General features: G+C 57.0%; 34 protein-coding genes. 3 read left to right on the top strand and 31 right to left on the bottom strand.

Annotated elements, in window-relative coordinates:
• Together FKM97_RS24820 and FKM97_RS24815 are read left to right on the top strand one after the other, a co-directional pair.
• On the top strand, positions 1–1,389 hold the full coding sequence (locus tag FKM97_RS24820; protein ID WP_428977945.1) for an acetyl-CoA C-acetyltransferase: 1,389 nt from the start codon (positions 1–3) through the stop codon (positions 1,387–1,389).
• Between the two features lie 5 nt (positions 1,390–1,394).
• Positions 1,395–3,518, top strand: coding sequence for a 3-hydroxyacyl-CoA dehydrogenase NAD-binding domain-containing protein (locus FKM97_RS24815; protein ID WP_144295150.1), 2,124 nt, complete (start codon positions 1,395–1,397; stop codon positions 3,516–3,518).
• A 61-nt stretch (positions 3,519–3,579) separates the two neighbouring features.
• Here FKM97_RS24815 and rplQ read toward each other — a convergent pair whose 3' ends face one another.
• The 31 genes from rplQ to rpsL form a co-directional block, all read right to left on the bottom strand.
• The gene (gene rplQ, locus FKM97_RS24810; protein ID WP_144295149.1) at positions 3,580–4,002 is read right to left on the bottom strand and encodes a 50S ribosomal protein L17; all 423 of its coding nucleotides are present in this window, start codon (positions 4,000–4,002) and stop codon (positions 3,580–3,582) included.
• A 54-nt stretch (positions 4,003–4,056) separates the two neighbouring features.
• Positions 4,057–5,076 (bottom strand): DNA-directed RNA polymerase subunit alpha, encoded by a 1,020-nt coding sequence (locus FKM97_RS24805; RefSeq protein WP_144295177.1) that lies wholly within the window; start codon positions 5,074–5,076, stop codon positions 4,057–4,059.
• 120 nt (positions 5,077–5,196) lie between these two features.
• The gene (gene rpsK, locus FKM97_RS24800) at positions 5,197–5,586 is read right to left on the bottom strand and encodes a 30S ribosomal protein S11 (protein WP_144295148.1); all 390 of its coding nucleotides are present in this window, start codon (positions 5,584–5,586) and stop codon (positions 5,197–5,199) included.
• A 17-nt stretch (positions 5,587–5,603) separates the two neighbouring features.
• Complete coding sequence (gene rpsM, locus FKM97_RS24795) at positions 5,604–5,972, bottom strand: 30S ribosomal protein S13 (RefSeq protein WP_144295147.1); 369 nt, start codon at positions 5,970–5,972, stop codon at positions 5,604–5,606.
• A 203-nt stretch (positions 5,973–6,175) separates the two neighbouring features.
• Positions 6,176–6,754 (bottom strand): adenylate kinase, encoded by a 579-nt coding sequence (locus FKM97_RS24790; RefSeq protein ID WP_144295146.1) that lies wholly within the window; start codon positions 6,752–6,754, stop codon positions 6,176–6,178.
• Positions 6,751–8,082, bottom strand: coding sequence for a preprotein translocase subunit SecY (secY, locus tag FKM97_RS24785; protein WP_144295145.1), 1,332 nt, complete (start codon positions 8,080–8,082; stop codon positions 6,751–6,753). The genes FKM97_RS24790 and secY overlap by 4 nt, the downstream gene beginning before the upstream one ends.
• A 65-nt stretch (positions 8,083–8,147) precedes the next feature.
• Positions 8,148–8,639 (bottom strand): 50S ribosomal protein L15, encoded by a 492-nt coding sequence (gene rplO / locus FKM97_RS24780; RefSeq protein ID WP_144295144.1) that lies wholly within the window; start codon positions 8,637–8,639, stop codon positions 8,148–8,150.
• Between the two features lie 28 nt (positions 8,640–8,667).
• On the bottom strand, positions 8,668–8,871 hold the full coding sequence (gene rpmD, locus FKM97_RS24775) for a 50S ribosomal protein L30 (protein ID WP_144295143.1): 204 nt from the start codon (positions 8,869–8,871) through the stop codon (positions 8,668–8,670).
• Between the two features lie 4 nt (positions 8,872–8,875).
• Complete coding sequence (gene rpsE, locus FKM97_RS24770; protein ID WP_144295142.1) at positions 8,876–9,439, bottom strand: 30S ribosomal protein S5; 564 nt, start codon at positions 9,437–9,439, stop codon at positions 8,876–8,878.
• A gap of 29 nt (positions 9,440–9,468) precedes the next feature.
• Positions 9,469–9,831 (bottom strand): 50S ribosomal protein L18, encoded by a 363-nt coding sequence (gene rplR / locus FKM97_RS24765; protein ID WP_144295141.1) that lies wholly within the window; start codon positions 9,829–9,831, stop codon positions 9,469–9,471.
• A 14-nt stretch (positions 9,832–9,845) separates the two neighbouring features.
• Positions 9,846–10,382, bottom strand: coding sequence for a 50S ribosomal protein L6 (gene rplF, locus FKM97_RS24760; protein WP_144295140.1), 537 nt, complete (start codon positions 10,380–10,382; stop codon positions 9,846–9,848).
• A gap of 92 nt (positions 10,383–10,474) precedes the next feature.
• Positions 10,475–10,873: a 30S ribosomal protein S8 gene (gene rpsH / locus FKM97_RS24755; RefSeq protein WP_144295139.1), complete on the bottom strand. Its 399-nt coding sequence runs from the start codon at positions 10,871–10,873 to the stop codon at positions 10,475–10,477.
• A gap of 24 nt (positions 10,874–10,897) precedes the next feature.
• Entirely contained in the window at positions 10,898–11,203 is a 306-nt protein-coding gene (rpsN, locus tag FKM97_RS24750; RefSeq protein WP_144295138.1) for a 30S ribosomal protein S14, read from the bottom strand.
• 24 nt (positions 11,204–11,227) lie between these two features.
• The gene (gene rplE, locus FKM97_RS24745) at positions 11,228–11,806 is read right to left on the bottom strand and encodes a 50S ribosomal protein L5 (RefSeq protein ID WP_144295176.1); all 579 of its coding nucleotides are present in this window, start codon (positions 11,804–11,806) and stop codon (positions 11,228–11,230) included.
• The gene (gene rplX / locus FKM97_RS24740; RefSeq protein ID WP_144295137.1) at positions 11,799–12,116 is read right to left on the bottom strand and encodes a 50S ribosomal protein L24; all 318 of its coding nucleotides are present in this window, start codon (positions 12,114–12,116) and stop codon (positions 11,799–11,801) included. The genes rplE and rplX overlap by 8 nt, the downstream gene beginning before the upstream one ends.
• Positions 12,116–12,484, bottom strand: a complete 369-nt coding sequence (rplN, locus tag FKM97_RS24735) for a 50S ribosomal protein L14 (protein WP_144295136.1) — start codon at positions 12,482–12,484, stop codon at positions 12,116–12,118. Before rplN ends, rplX begins: the two co-directional genes overlap by 1 nt.
• Before the next feature lie 47 nt (positions 12,485–12,531).
• The gene (gene rpsQ, locus FKM97_RS24730) at positions 12,532–12,798 is read right to left on the bottom strand and encodes a 30S ribosomal protein S17 (RefSeq protein WP_144295135.1); all 267 of its coding nucleotides are present in this window, start codon (positions 12,796–12,798) and stop codon (positions 12,532–12,534) included.
• A 16-nt stretch (positions 12,799–12,814) separates the two neighbouring features.
• Positions 12,815–13,015 (bottom strand): 50S ribosomal protein L29, encoded by a 201-nt coding sequence (gene rpmC / locus FKM97_RS24725; RefSeq protein ID WP_144295134.1) that lies wholly within the window; start codon positions 13,013–13,015, stop codon positions 12,815–12,817.
• 28 nt (positions 13,016–13,043) lie between these two features.
• Entirely contained in the window at positions 13,044–13,460 is a 417-nt protein-coding gene (gene rplP, locus FKM97_RS24720) for a 50S ribosomal protein L16 (protein ID WP_144295133.1), read from the bottom strand.
• Between the two features lie 26 nt (positions 13,461–13,486).
• Positions 13,487–14,239 (bottom strand): 30S ribosomal protein S3, encoded by a 753-nt coding sequence (gene rpsC / locus FKM97_RS24715; protein ID WP_144295132.1) that lies wholly within the window; start codon positions 14,237–14,239, stop codon positions 13,487–13,489.
• Positions 14,239–14,619 carry a 50S ribosomal protein L22 gene (rplV, locus tag FKM97_RS24710; RefSeq protein ID WP_144295131.1) on the bottom strand — a complete coding sequence of 127 codons (381 nt, stop codon included), beginning with the start codon at positions 14,617–14,619 and terminating at the stop codon, positions 14,239–14,241. The genes rpsC and rplV overlap by 1 nt, the downstream gene beginning before the upstream one ends.
• A 2-nt stretch (positions 14,620–14,621) precedes the next feature.
• Positions 14,622–14,900 (bottom strand): 30S ribosomal protein S19, encoded by a 279-nt coding sequence (rpsS, locus tag FKM97_RS24705; protein ID WP_144295130.1) that lies wholly within the window; start codon positions 14,898–14,900, stop codon positions 14,622–14,624.
• 8 nt (positions 14,901–14,908) lie between these two features.
• Positions 14,909–15,739 carry a 50S ribosomal protein L2 gene (rplB, locus tag FKM97_RS24700; RefSeq protein ID WP_144295129.1) on the bottom strand — a complete coding sequence of 277 codons (831 nt, stop codon included), beginning with the start codon at positions 15,737–15,739 and terminating at the stop codon, positions 14,909–14,911.
• An 18-nt stretch (positions 15,740–15,757) separates the two neighbouring features.
• A complete protein-coding gene (locus tag FKM97_RS24695) occupies positions 15,758–16,051 on the bottom strand; it encodes a 50S ribosomal protein L23 (RefSeq protein ID WP_144295128.1) in 294 nt (97 codons plus the stop codon).
• On the bottom strand, positions 16,048–16,668 hold the full coding sequence (rplD, locus tag FKM97_RS24690; protein WP_144295127.1) for a 50S ribosomal protein L4: 621 nt from the start codon (positions 16,666–16,668) through the stop codon (positions 16,048–16,050). Before rplD ends, FKM97_RS24695 begins: the two co-directional genes overlap by 4 nt.
• Before the next feature lie 11 nt (positions 16,669–16,679).
• Positions 16,680–17,408: a 50S ribosomal protein L3 gene (gene rplC, locus FKM97_RS24685; protein WP_144295126.1), complete on the bottom strand. Its 729-nt coding sequence runs from the start codon at positions 17,406–17,408 to the stop codon at positions 16,680–16,682.
• Positions 17,409–17,435: 27 nt separating this feature from the next.
• Complete coding sequence (rpsJ, locus tag FKM97_RS24680; protein ID WP_144295125.1) at positions 17,436–17,744, bottom strand: 30S ribosomal protein S10; 309 nt, start codon at positions 17,742–17,744, stop codon at positions 17,436–17,438.
• A gap of 66 nt (positions 17,745–17,810) precedes the next feature.
• Positions 17,811–19,004, bottom strand: a complete 1,194-nt coding sequence (tuf, locus tag FKM97_RS24675) for an elongation factor Tu (RefSeq protein ID WP_144295124.1) — start codon at positions 19,002–19,004, stop codon at positions 17,811–17,813.
• Between the two features lie 83 nt (positions 19,005–19,087).
• The gene (gene fusA, locus FKM97_RS24670) at positions 19,088–21,163 is read right to left on the bottom strand and encodes an elongation factor G (protein ID WP_144295123.1); all 2,076 of its coding nucleotides are present in this window, start codon (positions 21,161–21,163) and stop codon (positions 19,088–19,090) included.
• Between the two features lie 21 nt (positions 21,164–21,184).
• On the bottom strand, positions 21,185–21,655 hold the full coding sequence (gene rpsG, locus FKM97_RS24665; RefSeq protein WP_144295122.1) for a 30S ribosomal protein S7: 471 nt from the start codon (positions 21,653–21,655) through the stop codon (positions 21,185–21,187).
• Between the two features lie 23 nt (positions 21,656–21,678).
• Complete coding sequence (gene rpsL, locus FKM97_RS24660; RefSeq protein WP_144295121.1) at positions 21,679–22,050, bottom strand: 30S ribosomal protein S12; 372 nt, start codon at positions 22,048–22,050, stop codon at positions 21,679–21,681.
• Between the two features lie 414 nt (positions 22,051–22,464).
• On the opposite strand from rpsL, the gene FKM97_RS24655 reads away from it, so the two are divergent.
• The gene (locus tag FKM97_RS24655; protein WP_144295120.1) at positions 22,465–22,857 is read left to right on the top strand and encodes a VOC family protein; all 393 of its coding nucleotides are present in this window, start codon (positions 22,465–22,467) and stop codon (positions 22,855–22,857) included.
• Positions 22,858–22,911: the final 54 nt, after the last annotated feature.

Here is a 22,911-nt window from a genome sequence, read left to right as displayed (position 1 = left end):
ATTCCCATCGCAACCGCTCAACCGCGCCGGGCCGCAGCCTCCGGCGCCTCAGAATCCGCTTCCAGACGTCCAGCTCGGCGCAAAGCCGTATCAGCATCTTCGTCGGGTCGACGGCCTGTCTATATTATCGACGGCGGCAGGACGCCGTTCCTCAAGGCACGAACTGGCCCGGGGCCGTTTACGCCCGTCGATCTCGCGGTGGAGGCGGGCCGGCCGTTACTTGCCCGTCAGAGCTTCGAGCCCGACCAATTCGACGAGGTCATTCTGGGTTGCGTCAATGTCCATCCCGACGAAGTCAATCCGGGTCGCGTCGCCGCTTTACGCCTGGGCTGCGGTATCGGGGTGCCCGGATGGACCGTGCAACGCAACTGCGCCTCCGGCATGCAGTCGATCGACGTCGCTTACAGATACATTGCTGCGGGCGACGGCGACCTTATCCTAGCCGGTGGGACGGAAGCGTTGAGCCACGCGCCGCTGCTCTACCGAGACGACGCGGTGCACTGGTTCGGGGAATTAAACGCCGCGAAAACTCCCGGCGACAAATTCCGAAAGATTATTAAGTTCCGGCCGCAAATGCTTTATCCGTCTATTGGAATCATCCGCGGTCTCACAGATCCGGTTGTGAAGCTCAACATGGGCCAGACCGCCGAGCGGCTGGCTCATCAGTTCGGCATCAGCCGTGAGCAAGCCGATGCGTATGCCCTCCAAAGTCACCTCCGCCTGGCGAAAGCGCATAAAGAAGGATGGCTCAAGGAGCTTCATCCCATGATCGGCCGCAGCGGGCAGATCTATGATCACGACGACGGGGTCCGGGCCGACAATTCACTGGAACAACTTGCCAAGCTTAAACCGGCTTTCGAACGCCCCTTCGGCAAGGTGACGGCCGGCAATTCGTCACAAATCACCGACGGAGGTTCGTGGACCATTCTGGCTTCGGAGACTGCCGTCACACGCTATGGTCTGAAACCCATGGCGAAGATCGTGGACTCAGAATGGTCGGCCCTCGATCCTTCCGTCATGGGGTTGGGGCCTGTGCTTTGCGCCACCGCACTCTGCCATAGGCAGGGGCTCACGCGCGACGATATCGGGGCCTGGGAGCTGAACGAAGCCTTTGCTGCGCAAGTGCTTGCCTGCCTGTCTGCATGGGAGAGCCCCGAATTTTGCCGCAACGTCCTAGGATTGGATGAGCCATTCGGCACGGTTGATCGCGAGATCCTGAATGTTGATGGCGGGGCGATCAGCCTCGGCCATCCCGTTGGGACCAGTGGCAATCGTCTTACCCTACATTTGATTCATGTCATGCAGAGACTGGGTGCGCGACGCGGCATCGCTACCGAATGCATCGGCGGCGGCATGGGCGGTGCCATGCTGCTTGAACTCGTGGAGTGAATGCGATGCGGATGATCGATCCCAAACAGCATGCCAGCCTTATCGCTCTCGCCAATGAGACCCTGACCACGGGATTGCCCGCCGCTGAACAGCCCGGACGATCCTCATACAATCACTGGCGTTGGCATACCGACGTCTCCGGCATAGCCTGGGTTCTCTTCGATAAAGAGAATGCGAGCACTAACACCTTGTCGGCAGAAGTGCTGGCGGAGTTCGACAGCCTTCTCACCGAGGTTGAAGCCTTTAGACCTCGTGCAATGGTGATCCGATCGATGAAAGCCAATGGCTTTGCTGCCGGAGCCGACATCAGCGAGTTCAGAAGTATGATCGAAATCGCGGAGGTGACGGCAACCATCCGGCAAGGGCTTGAGGTGTTCGACCGGTTGTCGAAATTTCCCGCACCCACAATTGCCGTTCTGCACGGACTTTGTCTGGGCGGTGGGCTTGAGCTCGCGCTAGCGTGCCGTATCCGCATTGGCCGTGATGATCTGAAGATCGGGTTCCCAGAGGTGATGCTCGGCCTGCATCCCGGACTTGCCGGCACCTGGCGCACATTGGATGTCGCGACCGATCCCGTCGCGGCGATGACATTCATGCTCACCGGCAGAACTCTCGACGCCCGCCGGGCCAAGCGATTGAACCTCATTGATGTCGTCGTGCCGGAACGCCATGCGGCCGCCGCGGTTAGTTGGGCGGCGGAGGGAAAGCTCACCCTGGAGAGAACCAAGAGCCTTAGGTCGAGAGCGATGACGACAGCGCCCGCGCGTGCGATCATCAGCTCCAAGATGGAGAACGAGACTCGCAAGCGCGTCCGCCGCGAGCATTATCCCGCACCCTATGCCCTCATCGATCTCTGGCGCGAGCATGGGGGGAGCCCTGTGGAGATGCGGCTCGCCGAGACGGAAAGCTTTGCCCGGCTCATTACGGGCCAGACTGCACAGAATCTCACGCGCGTGTTTTTTCTCCGTGAAGCCCTAAAAGCCAACGGCAAGGGTTTGGAACACGGGATCGTCCATGTCCATGTGATCGGCGCTGGGGTGATGGGTGGCGATATCGCCGCCTGGTGTGCCAAGCAAGGGTTTCGAGTCACCTTGCAAGACCGCAATGTCAAACTAATCGGCCCTGCAATCCAGCGCGCTGCAAAGCTATTTGAAGGGCAGCACCGGGGTAGCGACATCAAAGACCGTCTTGATCGACTGATGCCCGATCCGAATGGATTTGGGCTCGCGCGAGCCGATCTCATCATTGAAGCTGTCCCAGAGCGCCTTGACATCAAACATGCTGTTTATGCCGAGGTTCAGGCAAAGATGAAGCCCGGCGCGATCCTGGCAAGCAATACTTCCAGCATATTGCTGGAGGACCTTCGCGCCGGCATGCAGACCCCATCGCATTTCTTGGGCCTCCACTTCTTTAACCCCGTCGCCAAGATGCCGCTGGTCGAAATCGTCACCCACGACCTACTTGATCCGCTTGTGCAAGCCAAGGTCCAAGCATTTACTGTCGCCATCGACAAACTACCGCTGCCGGTGAAGTCCGCTCCAGGTTTTCTCGTGAATAGAACACTCACCCCTTACATGATGGAGGCCTTCCTCGCTTATGGCGAGGGAATCAAACCCGAATTGATTGACGCGGCTGCGGAGGCTTTCGGCATGCCGATGGGCCCGATTGAACTTGCAGACACAGTGGGGCTAGATGTTGCCTTGCACGTGGCGAGGGAACTTCAGACACAGCTCCCTGGACAATCGAGCGAAATTCCGGAGTGGTTCATCAAACTCGTGGAAGACGGAAAGCTGGGGCGCAAAACGGGCCAGGGGATCTACACGTGGACCGAGGGCAAGGCGCAGAAAGCAAAGCTCGAGACGAAACCTGATGCGCATTTGCAGGACCGATTGATCTTGCCGATGATCAATGCAACCGTCGCCTGTCTTAGGGAACGGGTCATCGACAATGAAGACGCAGCCGATGCTGGCGTGATCTTCGGGACGGGTTTCGCACCGTTTCGGGGTGGCCCACTTCATTATGCCCGGAGTCGAGGGCTTGATCGGATTTTTTATACCCTTGAAGAACTCACAGAGCAGTATGGTCCCCGGTTCGCGCCGGATCCGGGCTGGCAAGATTTGCACCGATAGGGCAAAAAATAAGAAAGCGCGACACTGCCGCGCTTCTCCTTCTTTACTTGTGAACGCTCAATCAAGCCGCGGCAGCAGACTCCGTCTCATCACCTACGGGCCCCGAGTCTTTTCCCTTCGCTTCCGGATCACGGTCCACAAACTCGATCACGGCAAGGGGGGCGTTATCGCCATAGCGGAAGCCAGCCTTCAAAACGCGCGTGTATCCGCCCTGACGGCCTTCATAACGTGCACCTAAAGTATCAAAAAGCTTTCCGACCTGGGTGATATCACGAATTTGCGAGATCGCCTGGCGCCGACGATGCAGCCCGCCCTTCTTGGCCAACGTAATCAGCTTCTCGACGATAGGCCGAAGTTCCTTCGCCTTGGGCAAGGTCGTGACGATCTGCTCATGTTTGATAAGAGACGCTGCCATATTCGCAAACATGGCCTTGCGATGGCTTGCAGTCCTGTTGAGCTTGCGCCCGCTTTTACCGTGCCGCATTGCAGCCTCTCCTCAATCCATCACTAGATGCTCTCGCCACTAAGGCGGGCCAACTCAATACTGGTTTTCGTATTTCTTTGCCAATTCTTCGATGTTCTCAGGCGGCCAATTGGTTACCTCCATACCCAAATGGAGACCCATTTGCGCGAGAACTTCCTTGATTTCATTCAAGGATTTCCGGCCGAAGTTAGGCGTACGAAGCATCTCCGCTTCCGTCTTCTGGATCAGATCACCGATATAGACGATGTTATCGTTCTTCAGACAGTTCGCCGAACGCACGGAAAGTTCGAGTTCATCCACTTTCTTCAGAAGGGCCGCGTTGAACGGTAATTCCGAAGCCTGGCGATCCTCTTCCTCTACTCGGCTGGGCTCCTCGAAATTAATAAATATCTGGAGTTGATCCTGAAGAATCCGCGCGCCATAGGCCACTGTATCCTCGGGGGTGATCGACCCGTCAGTCTCAATGGTCATCGTCAGTTTGTCATAGTCGAGGATCTGACCCTCACGCGTGTTCTCGACCCGATAAGAGACTTTCTTCACCGGGCTATAGAGACTATCGACAGGAATAAGGCCGATCGGTGCATCCTCGGGCCGGTTGCGATCAGCCGCGACATACCCCTTGCCGATATTGACTGTGAACTCCATGCGAATTTCTGCGCCCTCATCAAGAGTGCAGATCACATGCTCAGGATTCAACACCTGGATATCAGCCGTCTCCTCAATGTCACCAGCCCTGACGACACCTGGTCCCTGCTTCTTCAGCATCAGACGTTTAGGGCCCTCGACATGCATCTTCAACGCGATTTCTTTGATGTTCAGGACCATGTCCGTCACATCCTCGCGAACACCAGTGATGGAAGAAAACTCATGCAGGACGCCATCGATATGCACCGATGTGATTGCGGCCCCCTGCAGGGACGACAATAGAACACGGCGAAGCGCGTTTCCCAGCGTCAGCCCAAAACCACGTTCGAGAGGCTCGGCAACCAGCGTGGCGACACGCTTGGGATTACGCCCCGGCGTGACCTCGAGCTTGTTCGGCTTGATTAGATCTTGCCAGTTTTTCTGGATCACTTCGAACCCTCGTTCGTAACGTTGCTCGCGCAGGTCAATGCTTTCGACCCTCACGCGATTTTTTAAAACCGACGCGCCGCAAGACGCCGTAGGCGCCACGCTGCATCGACTTGAAACCGATTAGACGCGCCGGCGCTTGGGCGGGCGGCAGCCGTTATGAGCAATCGGGGTCACATCACGGATGGTGGTGATTTGCAAACCGACTGACTGCAATGCCCGCAATGCCGATTCACGTCCCGAGCCTGGACCTTTGACTTCAACTTCTAGCGTCTTCATGCCATGATCCATTGCACGGCGTGCAGCTTCTTCGGCTGCCATCTGGGCTGCGAAGGGTGTCGACTTGCGCGAACCCTTAAACCCCATCTTGCCTGCCGAAGCCCAGGAAATCGTATTTCCCTGCACATCGGTGATCGTGATCATGGTGTTGTTGAAGGTCGCATTCACGTGGGCGACGCCCGATGTGATGTTCTTGCGTTCCTTGCGCTTGACGCGAGTGGTATCTTTGGCCATGGGTCTTGCCCTAATCCTTACTTCTTCTTACCGGCGATCGCCTTGGCCGGACCTTTGCGGGTACGGGCATTCGTATGCGTCCGCTGACCACGGACCGGCAAACCGCGCCGATGACGCAGCCCGCGATAGCAGCCCAGATCCATCAGCCGTTTGATATTCATAGCCACTTCGCGGCGCAGGTCGCCTTCGACCAAATAATCCCGGTCAATGGTTTCGCGGATCTGAAGAACATCGGCGTCCGACAGTTCGTTGACCCGCCGCTCCAGCGGAATGCTCACCTTTTCACAGATCTCACGAGCCTTCCTGTGACCAATGCCGTGAATATAGGTCAGCGCGATTTCGACGCGCTTGTTCGTCGGAATATTGACGCCAGCAATACGGGCCACGTCGCCTTCTCCTACAATCGCCCGAAATAAAGTAACGGGCCTAACCACGCCGCCGAATCGGCCAGCGATAACAGAACGAGGCTGAGCCCTCAGCAAATCCCCATCGGGAACTTCCAGAGGCCAGCCTGATCCAACACTAAAAAGTGCGCGTTATGTAAGACGAGTCTTCGTCTACGTCAACACGCGACTGTCAGTGGAAAACCTCAAGCCGCCTTATTCAATACCAAGTCAATCTGCCGGCTGACCTCATCCACGGGCGCCATGCCATCAACCGTCTTCAATTTACCGCTGTCCCGGTAATACTCTGCCACCGGCGCGGTCTGTTCGGTGTAAACGGATAACCGCTTGCGCAGCGCCTCGACATTGTCATCGGCCCGCGGTCCGCCAACCGTTTCGCTCGCTCGCTTCTCAATCCTGCTGATCAAGATCTGATCGTCGACCCCAAGCTCGATCACTGCGTCCAGCCCAAGACCGTGCTCATCAAGCATCTCATCGAGGGCTTGTGCCTGAGCAACATTACGGGGAAATCCATCAAGTATGAATCCACGCGCACAATCTGGTGCCTGGATTCGCTCGCCAATGATGCCCACTACGATCTCGTCGGGGACCAGATCTCCCCGAGCCATGATCGCCTCGACCTCGCGACCAAGCGCGCTTGCCTCAGCAATGGCTGCCCGGAGCATGTCACCAGTGGACAATTGCTTCAGACCCCTCCGCTCTTCCAAAAGCTTGGCCTGAGTGCCCTTACCCGCCCCGGGCGGACCCAGAAGGATCAGATTCATCGACGCGTCCCCCTGAGCTTCGCCTTTTTAACAAGGCCCTCATACTGATGAGCAAGGAGATGGCTCTGGACCTGAGAGACGGTGTCCATCGTCACGCTGACAACGATCAGCAACGACGTACCTCCGAAATAAAAGGGCAAAGCCCAGTAGGAACGTAGGATCTCGGGCATCATACAGACGAGGGACAGATAGAGAGCGCCAATCAAGGTGATGCGTGTCAGCACATAATCAATGTATTCGGCGGTCCGTTCACCGGGACGGATGCCAGGTATAAAACCTCCATACTTTTTCAGATTGTCCGCAGTATCCTTGGGATTGAAGACAATTGCCGTATAGAAGAATGCGAAGAAGATGATCATGGCCACGTAAAGCACCATGAACAACGGTTGGCCGGGCCCCAGAAGCGCCGTTATGGTCGTCAACCACCCCGGCCCCTGCCCTGCCGAAAAATTAGCCGCTGTAATGGGCAACAGAAGCAGCGAGGACGCAAAGATAGGAGGAATAACTCCCGCTGTATTCAGCTTAAGAGGCAAATGGGAGCTATCCCCCTGGAAAACCTTGTTGCCGACCTGTCGCTTAGGATATTGAACGAGAATACGCCGCTGCGCTCGCTCCATAAACACGATGAACATCACAACGGCGACCGCCATGATGACGATGCCGATAATGAGGTAGGTCGATAAAACACCTTGGCGCCCAAGCTCCAGAGTGCCGGCAATCGCCCTTGGCAGCTCCGCGACAATGCCTGCAAAGATGATCAGTGAAATTCCGTTTCCGATTCCCCGCGCGGTAATCTGCTCGCCAAGCCACATCAGGAAAACAGTCCCGCCCACGAGCGTGATCACCGTCGATACCCGGAAGAACCATCCGGGATCTAGGACGACATTGCCAGAACCCTCCAGCCCCACGGCTATTGCGTAGGCTTGAAAGGTAGCCAAGACCACCGTGCCGTAGCGAGTGTACTGATTCAGCGTTTTGCGGCCCTGCTCGCCTTCCTTCTTCAGCGCCTCAAGATGAGGTGAAACCGACGTCATCAGCTGAACGATGATAGAGGCGGAGATATACGGCATAATATTGAGGGCGAAAATCGCCATCCGCCCGAGAGCGCCACCGGCCATGCCGTTGATCCAGCCCAAAATGCCACTGGAGTTCTGTTGAACCAAACGTCCGAGTTCAATGGGATCCACACCCGGAACAGGAATGTAGGTTCCGAGGCGGTAAACAATCAACGCGCCAAGGGTGAACCATATCCGCTTCTTGAGCTCGGTCGCCTTGCCAAAGGCTGCAAGGTTGATATTTGCCGCAAGCTGCTCTGCTGCTGATGCCATTCTGTTCCTCGAGCGGATCCTGAGTGTCGATCAGATACAAATCATGACCGACGACCCGGCAATCGTCAGGCGATTTCTTCGGTCGCCTTCTGGGCCTTCTGAGCAATTACCGTCACACTGCCCCCGGCCTTTTCAACAGCCTCAAGCGCAGACTTGGTGGCATGGGCCACTTCAATCGAAATATTCGACTTCAACTCTCCGCCGCCAAGCAGACGTAAACCATGCAGCTTGCGCGAGAGGATGCCGGCGTCAAACAGGCTCTGAAGTGTAATAAGTGCGGCCGGATCAATTGCCTTGGCGTCAATCGCTTCCTGGAGCCGGCCGAGATTAATCTCATTGTACGCCTTGGCGTGTATGTTATTGAAGCCCCGCTTCGGCAGACGGCGATAGATCGGCATCTGGCCGCCTTCGAAACCGTTCACGGCGACGCCAGATCTGGCCTTCTGACCTTTGACACCGTGGCCCGAGGTCTTGCCGAGCCCGGAGCCCATGCCGCGGCCGCGACGCTTCGCGGAATGGCGCGCGCCAGGATTGTCCCTCAGTTCGTTCAGTTTCATCGTTCCAGACCTTTTGGCTCAGCGCCGCTTATTCAACCACGCGGACCAAGTGGCTCACCTTCTTGATCATTCCGCGTACTTCAGGCGTGTCGATCAGAGTCGACTGCCGGTGCATTCTTTTGAGACCCAACCCCAGCAAAGTGTCATGCTGGTCTTTTGGCCGACGGGCGGCGCTACCGATCTGCTCGACTGTCACCGTCGCCTTACCGGTATTGTCTTTAGCCTTCGCCATATTCCTATTCCACCATCGCTGATGCATCGCGGCGTCGAGCGACAATGTCACTCACCTTCTTACCGCGGCGCGAGGCGACCTGACGCGGGCTCATTTCATTCTTGAGCGCATCGAATGTCGCGCGAACCATGTTGTAAGGATTGGAGGTCCCAACAGATTTGGCGACAACGTCCTGCACACCCAGGGTTTCAAACACGGCACGCATCGGACCGCCAGCAATGATACCGGTACCAGGAGGGGCTGCGCGGAGCACTACGCGGCCCGCTCCGTGATGACCCAAAACGTCGTGATGAAGAGTCCGGCCTTCCCGCAACGGAACGCGCAGCATCGTCTTCTTCGCTGTCTCCGTTGCCTTACGAATAGCCTCCGGAACTTCTCGCGCTTTGCCATGGCCGAAGCCGACGCGCCCCTTCTGATCTCCAACCACGACGAGAGCAGCGAAGCCGAACCGACGTCCGCCCTTCACGACTTTAGCCACACGGTTGATGTGCACCAGCTTGTCGACGAACTCGCTGTCGCGATCGTCTCGATCCTTGCGGTCTTCCCGCTGATTGTCTCTCGGCGCCATAACGTTCGTCTGCCTTCGATGATCTCGGATTAGAAGTTCAGGCCGCCTTCGCGCGCGGCATCAGCCAACGCCTTCACACGGCCATGATAGAGATACCCTCCGCGGTCGAAAACCACGTCAGAGACCCCTGCACCTTTCGCACGCTCAGCAATCAACTTGCCAATAGCGCTCGCGGCATCAATACCACCGCCAGTCCTTAGTTGACCCTTCAAGTCGGGATCCAGGCTCGAGGCAGCGGCGAGCGTAACACCCTTCTCATCATCGATGATCTGGGCATAGATATTTTTGTGGGAGCGGAAGACGCTCAGGCGCGGGCGGCCATACGCACGCGCCTTCAGCGCCTTGCGCACCCGCGCCGAGCGGCGCTCCTGTTGGGACAATTTGCCAACCATTTACCAAACTCCCGTTACTTCTTCTTACCTTCCTTGCGGAAGACGGTTTCGCCAGCGTATTTAATGCCTTTACCCTTATAGGGCTCCGGCGGCCTATATTCGCGGATCTCCGCGGCAACCTGACCGACACGCTGCTTATCAATGCCGCTGATGATGATCTCCACCGGACGCGGCGTCTCGATCTTAATCCCCTCCGGCACCGGATATTTTACATCGTGGCTATAGCCAAGCTGCAATTGCAGGACATTGCCCTGAAGTGCAGCGCGATAGCCAACGCCGCTGATCTCAAGCGTCTTCTTGAATCCTTCAGAAACGCCTTCCACCATATTCGCAATCAACGTGCGGCTCATACCCCACATCGCCCGGGCTCGCTTGGAGTCGTCACGGGGATCGACGGTGACCGCGCCATCCTCGCCCATCTTCGCAAGGACCTCTTCCACGAGCACCATTGAAAGCTCACCCCTTGGACCTTTCGCGGACAAGGACCGGCCATCAATAGTGAGTGATACGCCCTTCGGTACGGGGACGGGCTTTTTACCGGTCCTGGACATGGCTCTTTTCCTGCTTCACTTCGGCCTTCCGTTATCCGGGATCTCCGGAAGCTGAGGCTGATCAAAACTGTTCGATGATACGCTGAACCGGCTCAGAAGACGGTGCAGAGCACTTCACCCCCGACATTGCGATCGCGTGCGTCAGAATCGGACATGACACCCTGCGAAGTCGAAAGGATCGAGATACCCAAACCGTTATAGACGGTCGGCATTGTCGTCACTGACGCATAAACGCGGCGGCCCGGGGTCGATACGCGCCTGATCTCATGGATAACCGGCTCGCCATCGAAGTATTTCAGCTCGATTTCGAACTCAGCCTTACCCGTTTCGAATTCAACCTCCGCATATCCACGGATGAAGCCTTCTTGCTCCAGCACGTCCAAGACGCGCTTCCGCAACTTAGAAGCCGGCGTTGTAACCTTCGTCTTGCCGCGCAGCTGAGCATTGCGGATGCGGGTCAACATATCGCCGAGCGGATCATTCACACTCATTTCAAGTTTCTCCAGACTTCCCGCTTACCAGCTCGACTTGACCATGCCGGGAATCGCGCCCTTAGAGGCATAATCCCGCAGCGCGATCCGCGACATCTTCAGTTTGCGGTAGAACGCCCGAGGACGCCCCGTAATCTCACATCGGTTCCGAATGCGTGTCGGAGCCGAGTTACGCGGCAACGCCGCCAGCTTAAGCTGTGCAGCAAACCGTTCCTCGATCGGCGTGGACTTATCCTGCACCAAAGCTTTCAGCCGCTGACGCCGAGCTGAAAACTTCTGGGCAAGCTTCCTGCGCCGCTTGTTGGTCTCGATAGCGCTCTTCTTGGCCATTTGGTCCTCTAGATCTTGGCGTCGTTACGCGGCCTGACGCCGAGCGGGCGCCTGGCGAAAGGGAAAGTCAAAAGCCTCGAGCAGAGCGCGAGCTTCGTCATCGGTGCGAGCAGTCGTACAGATGATCACATCAAGACCCCAAACTCGATCAACCTTATCATAGTTAATCTCTGGGAAAATTATGTGTTCCTTAATGCCCAAGGCATAATTGCCGTTGCCGTCAAAACTCGAAGTTGGCAAGCCACGAAAGTCCCGGACCCGAGGGAGAGCGATCGTTAAAAGACGATCGAAAAACTCATACATTCGGGCCCGACGTAGCGTAACCTTGCCTCCAATGGGCATGCCGTCGCGCACCTTGAAAGTCGCGATCGACTTTCGCGCCTTCGTCACCACAGCCTTCTGGCCAGCGATCAAAGCCAAATCCGCAACCGCGGAACGCACGAGCTTCGTATCGGCCACCGCCTCACCGATGCCCATGTTGAGCACGATCTTGTCGAGCTCAGGAACCTGATGGACGTTGCTGTAAGAAAATTTTTCAGTCAGCTTCGCGCGCACCTCGTCCCGATAATGCTGCTGAAGCCGAGGAATGTAGTTATCAACCATCGATTGTTTCCCCCGACCGCCGTGCGACCCGCACTTTGCTGCCATCATTGAGGATCTTAAATCCAACCCGAGTTGCCTTGCCGTCCTTCGGGTCCTCGAGCGCCAGGTTCGAAACGTGGATTGGCAACTCCTTCGAGATGATGCCACCCTCCTGAGTACCAGTCTGCTTCTGGTGACGCTGAACGCGGTTAACGCCGCGCACCAGAGCGCGATTTTCCACCGGTAGCATCTTCAACACCTCGCCGCGCTTACCCTTATCTTTCCCGGCAAGCACAACGACGTTGTCGCCCTTTTTGATTTTCGCGGCCATCAAAGCACCTCCGGCGCGAGCGAAATGATCTTCATGTGATTCTTAGCCCTCAGCTCACGCGGCACCGGACCAAAAATACGTGTGCCGATCGGCTCGCCCTGATTGTTGATCAAAACGGCTGCATTGCCGTCGAACCGGATCACCGAACCGTCCGAGCGATGAATGTCCTTTGCGGTACGTACGACGACCGCCTTCATGACATTGCCCTTCTTCACCCGGCCGCGCGGGATTGCTTCCTTTACGGAAACAACGATCACATCACCCACATGAGCGTACTTGCGATGCGATCCGCCGAGTACCTTGATGCACTGCACCCGGCGCGCGCCGGAATTGTCGGCTACGTCCAGACTGGTTTGCATCTGTATCATGGCACCACCTTCATTCCTGTCAGCCGTTCGTCATACGACGACAAGCATCATTCTTGTCCCGTAGACCCCGACTGGCCCTGGGAAATATTTTCGATCAGCGTCCAAGTCTTCAACTTCGAGACTGGCTTGCATTCCTGAATGCGCACGACGTCTCCGACCTTTGCGGCACGGTTCTCATCATGGGCATGAAACTTCTTTGACCGCCGAACGGTCTTCTTGAACAGGGGGTGCGTAAAGCGACGCTCGACCTGGACCACAATGGTCTGTTCGTTTTTGTCACTGACGACCACGCCCTGCAGGATGCGTTTTGGCATCGTGTTCTCCCGTCCCTCAGCTTGCCGCTGCCGTGACGCGCTGGCGCTGGATCGTCATGATCCGAGCCACCGTGCGCCGGACATCGCGGATGCGTGCCGTGTTCTCAACCTGGCCTACAGCCCTCTGGAAGCGCAGGTTGAACTGCTCCTTCTTCAGCTTCAGCAATTCGTCCTTGAGCTGATCATCGCTCAGGAGCTTTACGTCAGAGGCCTTCATGGCAAGTCGTTCCTATAGGTCAGTCTGCTTACTGCTCGCCGAAGCGCGCAACGAAGCGAGTATTGATCGGCAATTTGGCCGCCGCGAGTCGCAGTGCTTCTTCAGCAGTCTCTCGGTCGACACCATCGATTTCAAACATGATGCGCCCCGGCTTCACTCTTGCCGCCCAGAACTCAGGTGCACCCTTGCCCTTACCCATACGCACCTCAGTCGGCTTCTTTGAGACCGGCACGTCCGGGAAAATCCGGATCCATACGCGTCCCGCCCGCTTCATGTGGCGTGTAATCGCACGACGGGCGGCCTCGATCTGGCGCGCGGTAATGCGCTCCGGTTCGGTCGCCTTCAAGCCAAAGGCGCCGAAATTCAGTTCGGTGCCGCCCTTGGCCTTACCGTGAATCCGCCCTTTGTGCTGCTTGCGGAATTTTGTGCGTTTTGGCTGCAGCATAATCCTAGATCCTCAACTCAATCGTATCAGCTCGCCGGCTCGCGTCGCGGCTCCCGCCGAGGACGATCACGGTCACGATCACGGTCTCCGCCACTGCGGTTGCCGCTTTCCTGGAACTCCAGAACACGTCGCTCCGAAGCAAAAGGGTCATGCTCAAGGATCTCGCCCTTAAAGATCCAAACCTTGATCCCAATAGTGCCGTAGGCCGTGTGCGCAGTCGCAACGCCGAAATCGATATCGGCACGGAGAGTGTGAAGTGGGACCCGTCCCTCACGATACCACTCAGTGCGTGCGATCTCGGCGCCGCCCAGACGCCCACCGCAAGTTATGCGGATACCCTGAGCACCTAAACGCATTGCCGATTGAACTGCTCGCTTCATCGCCCGGCGGAACGCCACACGGCGCTCCAGCTGTTGAGCGATATTTTCCGCGAGAAGCTGACTGTCCATCTCCGGCTTGCGCACCTCGACGATGTTCAGATGAACATCGGACGTTGTGTATTCGCCGATCTTCTTGCGCAGCTTCTCGATGTCAGCACCCTTTTTGCCAATGACAACACCTGGGCGGGCGGTGTGAATAGTCACGCGGCACTTCTTATGAGGGCGCTCGATCACAACTTTGGAAACCCCTGCCTGCTTGAGGGAGGTCTTCAGAAAGTCCTTGATCTTCAGATCTTCATGCAGCAGCCGAGCGTATTCTCCGCGGTCGGCATACCAGCGTGAGTCCCAGGTGCGATTGATACCCAACCGAAAGCCCGTCGGATTGATCTTCTGACCCATTATGCGGCCTCCTCGACCTGACGCACAACGATTGTGAGCTGGCTGAACGGTTTCGTTATCCGGCCAGCACGACCGCGTGCGCGGGGACTGAACCGCTTCATCACCAGCCCCTTGCCCACGAAGGCCTCCGCCACCACCAAACTGTCGACGTCAAGCGAATGGTTGTTTTCGGCATTCGCGATCGCCGATTGCAGCGTCTTCCTGACATCGTCCGAGATTCGCTTACGCGAAAAGGTCAGTTCGGCCAAAGCGCGATCGACCTTCTTGCCCCGGATCATGGAGGCAACATCATTGAGCTTCTGCGGCGACACCCGCAAAGAGCGGAGAACCGCCTTCGCTTCGGTGTCCTTCAGCACCCGCTCTCTCGAACGCTTGCCCATGGTTACTTCCTCTTTGCCTTGCGATCCGCCGCATGGCCGTAGAACGTGCGGGTCGGCGCAAACTCACCGAATTTGTGACCAACCATCTCTTCGGAGACGTTGACCGGTACGTGCTTCTGGCCGTTATGGACTGCGAATGTCTGGCCCACAAACTGGGGCACGATGGTTGAGCGTCGACTCCAAATCTTGATCGCCTGATTACGACCCGAAGACCGAGCCTCCTCGGCCTTCTTCAAGACGGAGCCGTCGATAAACGGACCTTTCCAAACCGAGCGTGCCACGGCTACCTCTACTTCTTAAGATGACGGCTGCGCAGGATAAACTTCTGCGATGCCTTGTTCATACGGGTCCGCTTGCCTTTGGTCGGCTTTCCCCAGGGGGTCACAGGATGACGACCTCCGGAGGTGCGACCTTCGCCACCGCCATGAGGATGATCCACTGGATTCATGGCGACGCCGCGTGTCACCGGGCGCCAGCCCAGCCAACGGCTCCGACCCGCCTTACCAATCGAGGTATTGGCGTGGTCAGGATTTGACACGGCACCCACAGTGGCGAAGCATTCGCTGCGAACAATGCGGGTTTCACCCGAGCGCAGGCGAAGCTGAGCATAGCCCTGATCGCGACCTACCAGCTGGGCGTATGCTCCCGCCGACCGCGCAATCTGCCCGCCCTTGCCTTCCTTCATCTCGACGTTGTGCACGATCGTTCCGACAGGCATGCTGGCCAGCGGCATTGCATTGCCAGGCTTAACATCGACCTTCGCGCCCGAAACGACGGTGTCACCTTCCTTGAGCCGCTGAGGCGCCAGGATATAGGACTGCTCTCCGTCAGCATAGGTCACGAGTGCAATGAACGCGGACCGGTTTGGATCATACTCGATCCGTTCGACGGTTGCGGACACATCAAACTTCCGGCGCTTAAAATCGATGATGCGATAGGTGCGCTTATGTCCGCCGCCACGATGCCAAGCCGTAATTCGACCGTGATTGTTGCGACCACCGGATTTCGACAGACCCTCCGTCAACGCCTTGACAGGCTTGCCCTTCCAGAGGCCGCTTCGGTCGACAAGCACTAAACCGCGCTGGCCCGGTGTCGTCGGCTTATAGGTTTTCAGTGCCATAGCGCTAAGCCTCTATCCTCAGATGCCGGTCGTGACGTCAATGGATTGGCCCTCTTCGAGGGTCACGATCGCTTTCTTCACGTCGCTCTGCCGGCCGGGCATACCCCGAAACCGCTTCACCTTACCTTTGCGGAGCAGCGTATTCACGGCTTTCACCTTGACGCCAAACAGTGTTTCAACCGCGAGCTTAATCTCGGGTTTCGACGCCGTCCGCGCCACGTTGAACATCACTTGATTGTGCTCGGAGACCAATGTCGACTTCTCGGTGATCACCGGGCTAACAATCACATCATAAAGCTTCGGGTTGGTCATTTAAACCGCTCCTCAAGAGCCTCGATCGCGGCCTTGGTCAAAACCAACTGCTTGCAGCGGAGCACGTCATAAACGTTGATGCCTTGGACAGGCAGCACGTCGATCCCATGCACGTTCCGTGCGGCAAGCCCAAAATTCACATCAATCTCTGTGCCACCGATAATCAGCGCATGCTTAAGGCCAAGCTTCTCAAACGAAGCCAATATCGACTTCGTTTTGGCTTCGCCAGAGACGGCCTGGTCGATAACAATTACTTCCTCGGCCCGTGCCTTGGATGACAGCGCATACTTCAGAGCCAAGGCTCGTACTTTCTTCGGCAGATCATGGGCATGATCGCGTGAAACTGGTCCGAAAGCCTTACCACCCCCACGAAAGACACCGACCTTCTTGCTGCCATGCCGCGCGCGGCCTGTGCCCTTCTGCTTGTAGATCTTTGCCGTCGAGTAGGCCACTTCCCCCCGGTCCTTGGCCTTGTGGGTCCCCGCGCGTCGCTTTGCGAGCTGCCAGTTCACCATGCGGTGAAGAATATCTGCACGCGGCTCAAGACCGAAAATATGGTCGGCAAGCTCTACCGATCCTGCGTCCTCGGCATCGAGAGTTTTGACATCAATCTTCATCTCGAACACCTTCAACCTTGTGTCTCAGGCGCCGCTTCAGCAGCAGACGCCGGAGCTTCGGTACCATTCTTCCGGAAAGCACCCGGAAAAGGCACATTCTCTGGAAGCTTCCGCTTCACAGCATCCGAAAGATAGATCCAGCCCCCTTTTGAACCGGGGATCGAGCCCTTGACCATAATGAGACCACGGTCGGTATCGGTCTTGACCACCTGCAAATTCTGCGTGGTAACTTTTTCCGCACCCATGTGCCCGGCCATCTTTTTGTTCTTGAACACCTTGCCCGGGTCTTGACGGTTTCCCGTGGACCCGTGGCTGCGGTGCGAAACCGAGACGCCGTGGGTGGCCCGGAGACCGCCAAAATTGTGGCGCTTCATCACGCCTGCAAAGCCTTTGCCGATGGAGATCCCAGCCGCATCAACGAACTGGCCAGCAACGAAGTGATCTGCCGTGAGCTCGGATCCCACCTCGATGAGGTTGTCGGGAGTCACCCGGAACTCGGCGACCTTCCGTTTCGGCTCGACTTGAACAGCCGCAAAAAAGCCACGCTCAGCTTTCGTTACCCGCTTCACCTTGGCAGTGCCGACACCCAACTGGAGCGCCGTGTAGCCGTCCTTCTCCTCGGTGCGGTGCGCTACAACTTGACAGTTGTCGAGCTTCAAAACCGTCACCGGGATATTTCGGCCATCCTCGGTATAGATGCGGGTCATACCCAGCTTCTGCGCGATGACACCTGACCGCATCGCTTTGGTCCTTTCGCTAAAGAGCGCTTAAAGCTTAATTTCGACGTCAACACCGGCCGCCAGGTCGAGCTTCATCAAAGCGTCGACGGTCTGGGGGGTCGGGTCCACGATGTCCAGAAGCCGCTTATGGGTGCGGATCTCAAACTGCTCTCGGCTTTTCTTGTCCACATGCGGAGAGCGATTGACCGTGAACCGCTCGATTTGTGTCGGCAGCGGGATCGGACCACGAACCTGAGCGCCCGTGCGCTTAGCTGTGTTCACGATCTCACGCGTCGACGTATCGAGAATTCGATGGTCAAACGCTTTGAGCCGGATGCGGATATTCTGCCTTTGCATAGTCCTGGACCCACGAATTCGGTGGCTTGGACGGAACTTCCCGCCAAGCCGCCGACTGGATTAAAATTACTCGACGATGGTGGCGACGACACCGGCGCCGACGGTTCGGCCGCCTTCACGGATGGCGAAGCGCAGCTTCTCTTCCATGGCGATGGGTGTGATCAGTTCCACGTTCATCGACACGTTGTCGCCGGGCATCACCATTTCGACACCTTCGGGAAGCGTCACCACGCCTGTCACGTCCGTCGTGCGGAAATAGAATTGCGGCCGGTAGTTGGTGAAGAACGGCGTATGACGGCCCCCCTCCTCCTTCGTCAAAATATAGGCTTCCGCCGTGAACTTCTTATGCGGCTTCACCGTGCCCGGCTTGCACAGAACCTGGCCCCGCTCCACCATCTCACGGTCCACGCCACGCAGAAGAGCGCCAACATTGTCGCCCGCCTCGCCCTGATCCAGCAGCTTGCGGAACATCTCGACACCCGTCACCGTCGTCTTGCGCGTGTCCTTGATCCCGACGATCTCAACTTCCTCGCCAACCTTCACAACGCCACGCTCAATACGACCCGTCACAACCGTGCCGCGGCCCGAAATCGAGAACACATCTTCAATCGGCATCAGGAACGGCTGGTCCTTCGGACGCTCAGGCTGCGGAATATATTCATCCACCGCCGCCATCAGCTTCAAAATCGAATCACGCCCCATGCCGCCGGGATCGCGATCCTCCAACGCCGCCAGTGCAGAACCCTGCACAATCGGAATGTCGTCGCCCGGGAAATCATACTTCGAAAGAAGCTCCCGAACCTCCATCTCAACCAGCTCAAGAAGCTCAGGATCGTCCACCTGGTCAACCTTGTTCAGATAGACCACCAGCGCCGGAACACCCACCTGCCGCGCAAGAAGAATATGCTCGCGCGTCTGGGGCATCGGGCCATCCGCCGCCGAAACCACCAAAATCGCCCCATCCATCTGCGCCGCACCCGTGATCATGTTCTTCACATAATCCGCATGCCCAGGACAATCCACATGCGCATAGTGACGGTTCGCCGTCTCATACTCCACATGGCTCGTCGAAATCGTGATCCCGCGCGCCTTCTCCTCAGGAGCCTTGTCAATCTGATCATAGGCCGTGAACGTCGCACCGCCCGTCTCGGCCAAAACCTTCGTAATCGCCGCCGTCAAAGACGTCTTGCCATGATCAACATGACCAATCGTCCCTATGTTGCAATGCGGCTTCGACCGATCGAACTTCTGCTTGCCCATCTCAACTCTCCAAGAGAACTGGCGAAAACGCCGTTGTCTCGATGCCCTTTCGGGCCGTTCACTTCTGTCGCTGACCGTTCAGATCAAGCGTATTTCGCAACCACTTCATCAGACACGGCCTTCGGCACGTCCGCATAGTGATCGAATGTCATCGTGTATTGCGCACGTCCCTGGGACATTGACCGCAGGTTGTTCACGTAACCGAACATGTTCGCCAGCGGCACCATGGCCGTAATAACCTGAACCACGCCACGCCCTTCAGATCCCTGGATCTGTCCCCGACGAGAATTCAAATCGCCAATCACGTCGCCCATATAGTCGTCCGGCGTCACCACCTCGACCCGCATAATTGGCTCAAGCAGCTTGGCACCGGCCTTTTGCGCCGCTTCGCGAAATGCAGCTCGGCCGGCGATTTCGAAAGCCATGACGCTTGAGTCCACGTCGTGATAGGCCCCATCGATCAGGCTGGCCTTCAGATCAAGCATCGGAAATCCAGCGAGCACGCCAGTCTCCACAACGCTCTTGATCCCCTTTTCAACGCCGGGAACATACTCTTTCGGAACCGAACCGCCGACGACTTTGCTCTCGAAGGAAAACCCGGCCCCCTGCTCGGCTGGTTCGATGACAATCTTCACGCGCGCAAACTGTCCAGAACCACCGGTCTGTTTTTTGTGCGTGTAGTCGACTTCCGCTTTGCGCGATATCGTCTCGCGATAAGCGACCTGGGGCGCGCCCACCTTCGCCTCAACCTTGAACTCTCGACGCATGCGGTCGACGATGATGTCAAGATGCAGTTCGCCCATACCAGCAATAATGGTTTGGCCAGATTCCTCATCCGTCTTCACCCGGAAGGACGGATCCTCCTGAGCCAGCCGGTTCAAGGCCATGCCCATCTTTTCCTGATCGCTCTTGGTATTCGGCTCGATCGCGATCTCGATGACCGGTTCAGGAAACTCCATACGCTCCAGAATGACCTGATAGTTCGGATCCGAGAGCGTATCGCCGGTGGTGGAATCCTTCAGACCCGCGAGAGCGACAATATCGCCTGCATAGGCCTCCTTGATCTCTTCACGGTGGTTTGCATGCATCTGCAGCATACGGCCAACACGTTCACGCTTTTCTTTGACCGTATTGATCAGTTGAGTGCCGGCCTCAATCTTCCCGGAATAGATCCGGCAGAATGTGAGGGAGCCAACAAACGGATCATTCATGATCTTGAAGGCGAGCAAAGATGTCGGTTCACTATCGACAGCCGTGCGCGTAATCTCACCGCCCGTCTTGACATCGATACCCTTTACAGGGGGAATTTCAATCGGGCTCGGGAGGTAGTCGACAACAGCGTCAAGAAGCGGCTGAACTCCCTTGTTCTTGAACGCCGACCCGCACAAGATCGGAAAGAAGGTCACTTCGCACGTGCCTTTACGGATCAGGCGCTTAAGCGTCGCCTCATCTGGCTCATTCCCCTCCAGATAGGCTTCCAAGACCGATTCATCCAGCTCCACGGCTTGCTCGATCATCTTTTCACGATATTCGAGCGCCTGCGCCTTCATGTCCTCGGGAATCTCAAGATAATCGAATTCCGCTCCAAGGGACTCGTCACGCCAAATGATGGCTTGCATCTTCACGAGGTCGATGCAGCCTTTGAAATCGGTTTCGGCGCCTATCGGCAGCTGGATGACAATGGGTGTTGCGCCAAGTCGCGTCTTTATCATCTCAACTGACTTGTAGAAGTCAGCGCCCGTCTTATCCATCTTGTTGACAAACATCATGCGTGGCACGTGATACTTGTCGGCTTGACGCCACACAGTCTCTGTTTGCGGTTCCACACCCGCATTAGCATCCAGCAAAGCAATGGCACCATCCAACACGCGCAGAGAGCGCTCAACCTCGATCGTAAAATCGACGTGGCCCGGCGTATCAATGATGTTCAGCCGCTTGCCCTTCCAGAAACATGTGGTCGCAGCGGACGTGATCGTGATGCCGCGCTCCTGCTCCTGCTCCATCCAGTCCATGGTGGCTGCACCCTCATGGACTTCACCAATTTTATGGCTCTTTCCCGTATAGAAAAGAACACGCTCGGTGGTCGTCGTCTTACCGGCATCAATGTGCGCCATGATGCCGAAGTTACGATAGTCCTCAATCGGATGGGTGCGTGCCATTGTGGTACTCTCTTTCGGCCGTTACCAGCGATAGTGCGAGAAGGCTCGGTTGGCCTCAGCCATCCGGTGAGTGTCTTCGCGCTTCTTCACTGCTGAACCACGGTTATTTGCGGCATCCAGCAATTCGCCCGATAAACGGTCGACCATTGTATTTTCATTGCGAGCTCGGGCCGCCGAGATGATCCAGCGGATCGCCAATGCCTGACGACGCTCAAAGCGCACCTCGACGGGAACCTGATAGGTAGCACCGCCAACGCGGCGTGAGCGAACCTCAATGGCGGGACTGACGTTTCCCAGCGCCTGATGAAACACGCCGATTGGATCGGTCTTGGCACGCGTCTCGATTTTGTCGAAAGCACCATAGACAATGCCCTCGGCCACCGACTTCTTGCCGTCCCGCATAAGATTATTCATGAACTTGGAGACGATCAGGTCCCCGAACTTCGGATCGGGGTTGATCTCCCGCTTGTCTGCGCCGCGGCGACGTGACATGGCCTAGCTCCTCAAACCTGAGATCATTTCGGCCGCTTCGCGCCGTACTTCGAACGGCGCTGGCGACGGGCGTTGACGCCCTGCGTGTCAAGCACGCCGCGGATGATATGATAGCGTACGCCGGGAAGATCCTTCACGCGGCCGCCACGGATCAGGACCACCGAGTGCTCCTGAAGGTTATGTCCCTCACCGGGAATGTAGGTCACCACTTCATACTGATTGGTGAGTCTGACCTTGGCGACCTTACGTAACGCAGAATTGGGCTTCTTTGGCGTTGTCGTATAGACACGCGTACAGACGCCTCGCTTCTGCGGGCAAGCTTCCATCGCCGGAACTTTGTTCCGCTTTCCGAGCGGCGCCCGGGGCTTGCGGATGAGCTGGTTGATCGTTGGCATTCGCGCTCTTCGTTCGTCCAACTGTTCAAGAGTGACTGACGCCGCATCGGATGATGCGCATCGAGACACGAAAACAAGCGCTGAAACGGAGGGATGATCCGACCGCTAGCGCTCATAAACCAGAGGACCGCGAGAACCTAAGTTCCCGAGGTCGTGTCCCGACTTTTTCGCCGCTTACCTTCACGACAGTGTTTAGGAGAAGGAATCGCCTACGAGCTGTCGTTTGAAAGTGAGCGGAACATACTGATCTGCCTGCCGCGCGTCAACCCCACCCCTACGCTTTCTCTCCTTTACTTTCTCACGAAGCAGCTGGAGAGCCTCGAATGCGTCAACTTAATGGCAACGGAGTTGAGATACCCTTCATGGTTGTGTTTCGAATATCTCCAATAACACCTTTTATCGCGAGGCTGGATCATGTCGGTTCATGGAAAAGTGTGGTGGAACGAGTTGCTAACTTGGGACGCGGAGACCGCTAAGGCGTTCTACAAGGCTATGTTGGGATGGTCCTATCGCGGCTTAACTCTTCCAGACGGAGCCACCTACTGGATCGCCTATCGGGGGGAGTCGCCCGTTTGCGGAATTTATCAGCTTTCGTCGCCCGCCTTCGATGGCACGCCTAATTTCTGGATGACCTGTATCGCAGTAGAGGACATGAAGGCGGCGATCAGGAATATTCAAGCTCTAGGTGGGACGATCGTTCACGGGCCATTCCACAGTGACTATATCGGCGAGATCGCGCTCGTCCAGGATGGCGGCGGTGCGCTGGTAGCGTTCGTTGAACCCAATGGTGATGCGGTGCTTGTTTAAGAGAAGAAAGCGGCCGCCTCATGAGGCGGCCGCTTTTCCGCAGTTTTGCAACTA

It is taken from the genome of Rhodoligotrophos appendicifer (assembly GCF_007474605.1).
Classification (GTDB): domain Bacteria; phylum Pseudomonadota; class Alphaproteobacteria; order Rhizobiales; family Im1; genus Rhodoligotrophos; species Rhodoligotrophos appendicifer.
Note: the sequence above shows the minus strand (reverse complement) of the source record. Positions and strands in the feature narration are given on the sequence as shown.

What these genes read in the sequence shown, in the direction of transcription:
- FKM97_RS24815 (WP_144295150.1), top strand. Translation starts at nt 1,395, where the DNA reads ATGCGGATGATCGATCCCAAACAGCATGCCAGCCTTATCGCTCTCGCC.
- rplQ (WP_144295149.1), bottom strand. Translation starts at nt 4,002, where the DNA reads ATGCGGCACGGTAAAAGCGGGCGCAAGCTCAACAGGACTGCAAGCCAT.
- rpsK (WP_144295148.1), bottom strand. Translation starts at nt 5,586, where the DNA reads ATGGCCAAAGATACCACTCGCGTCAAGCGCAAGGAACGCAAGAACATC.
- FKM97_RS24790 (WP_144295146.1), bottom strand. Translation starts at nt 6,754, where the DNA reads ATGAATCTGATCCTTCTGGGTCCGCCCGGGGCGGGTAAGGGCACTCAG.
- secY (WP_144295145.1), bottom strand. Translation starts at nt 8,082, where the DNA reads ATGGCATCAGCAGCAGAGCAGCTTGCGGCAAATATCAACCTTGCAGCC.
- rplO (WP_144295144.1), bottom strand. Translation starts at nt 8,639, where the DNA reads ATGAAACTGAACGAACTGAGGGACAATCCTGGCGCGCGCCATTCCGCG.
- rpmD (WP_144295143.1), bottom strand. Translation starts at nt 8,871, where the DNA reads ATGGCGAAGGCTAAAGACAATACCGGTAAGGCGACGGTGACAGTCGAG.
- rpsE (WP_144295142.1), bottom strand. Translation starts at nt 9,439, where the DNA reads ATGGCGCCGAGAGACAATCAGCGGGAAGACCGCAAGGATCGAGACGAT.
- rplR (WP_144295141.1), bottom strand. Translation starts at nt 9,831, where the DNA reads ATGGTTGGCAAATTGTCCCAACAGGAGCGCCGCTCGGCGCGGGTGCGC.
- rplF (WP_144295140.1), bottom strand. Translation starts at nt 10,382, where the DNA reads ATGTCCAGGACCGGTAAAAAGCCCGTCCCCGTACCGAAGGGCGTATCA.
- rpsH (WP_144295139.1), bottom strand. Translation starts at nt 10,873, where the DNA reads ATGAGTGTGAATGATCCGCTCGGCGATATGTTGACCCGCATCCGCAAT.
- rpsN (WP_144295138.1), bottom strand. Translation starts at nt 11,203, where the DNA reads ATGGCCAAGAAGAGCGCTATCGAGACCAACAAGCGGCGCAGGAAGCTT.
- rplE (WP_144295176.1), bottom strand. Translation starts at nt 11,806, where the DNA reads ATGGTTGATAACTACATTCCTCGGCTTCAGCAGCATTATCGGGACGAG.
- rplX (WP_144295137.1), bottom strand. Translation starts at nt 12,116, where the DNA reads ATGGCCGCGAAAATCAAAAAGGGCGACAACGTCGTTGTGCTTGCCGGG.
- rplN (WP_144295136.1), bottom strand. Translation starts at nt 12,484, where the DNA reads ATGATACAGATGCAAACCAGTCTGGACGTAGCCGACAATTCCGGCGCG.
- rpsQ (WP_144295135.1), bottom strand. Translation starts at nt 12,798, where the DNA reads ATGCCAAAACGCATCCTGCAGGGCGTGGTCGTCAGTGACAAAAACGAA.
- rpmC (WP_144295134.1), bottom strand. Translation starts at nt 13,015, where the DNA reads ATGAAGGCCTCTGACGTAAAGCTCCTGAGCGATGATCAGCTCAAGGAC.
- rplP (WP_144295133.1), bottom strand. Translation starts at nt 13,460, where the DNA reads ATGCTGCAGCCAAAACGCACAAAATTCCGCAAGCAGCACAAAGGGCGG.
- rpsC (WP_144295132.1), bottom strand. Translation starts at nt 14,239, where the DNA reads ATGGGTCAGAAGATCAATCCGACGGGCTTTCGGTTGGGTATCAATCGC.
- rplV (WP_144295131.1), bottom strand. Translation starts at nt 14,619, where the DNA reads ATGGGCAAGCGTTCGAGAGAGCGGGTGCTGAAGGACACCGAAGCGAAG.
- rplB (WP_144295129.1), bottom strand. Translation starts at nt 15,739, where the DNA reads ATGGCACTGAAAACCTATAAGCCGACGACACCGGGCCAGCGCGGTTTA.
- FKM97_RS24695 (WP_144295128.1), bottom strand. Translation starts at nt 16,051, where the DNA reads ATGACCAACCCGAAGCTTTATGATGTGATTGTTAGCCCGGTGATCACC.
- rplD (WP_144295127.1), bottom strand. Translation starts at nt 16,668, where the DNA reads ATGAAGATTGATGTCAAAACTCTCGATGCCGAGGACGCAGGATCGGTA.
- rplC (WP_144295126.1), bottom strand. Translation starts at nt 17,408, where the DNA reads ATGCGGTCAGGTGTCATCGCGCAGAAGCTGGGTATGACCCGCATCTAT.
- rpsJ (WP_144295125.1), bottom strand. Translation starts at nt 17,744, where the DNA reads ATGCAAAGGCAGAATATCCGCATCCGGCTCAAAGCGTTTGACCATCGA.
- tuf (WP_144295124.1), bottom strand. Translation starts at nt 19,004, where the DNA reads ATGGGCAAGCAGAAGTTCGATCGGTCGAAGCCGCATTGCAACATAGGG.
- fusA (WP_144295123.1), bottom strand. Translation starts at nt 21,163, where the DNA reads ATGGCACGCACCCATCCGATTGAGGACTATCGTAACTTCGGCATCATG.
- rpsG (WP_144295122.1), bottom strand. Translation starts at nt 21,655, where the DNA reads ATGTCACGTCGCCGCGGCGCAGACAAGCGGGAGATCAACCCCGATCCG.
- rpsL (WP_144295121.1), bottom strand. Translation starts at nt 22,050, where the DNA reads ATGCCAACGATCAACCAGCTCATCCGCAAGCCCCGGGCGCCGCTCGGA.
- FKM97_RS24655 (WP_144295120.1), top strand. Translation starts at nt 22,465, where the DNA reads ATGTCGGTTCATGGAAAAGTGTGGTGGAACGAGTTGCTAACTTGGGAC.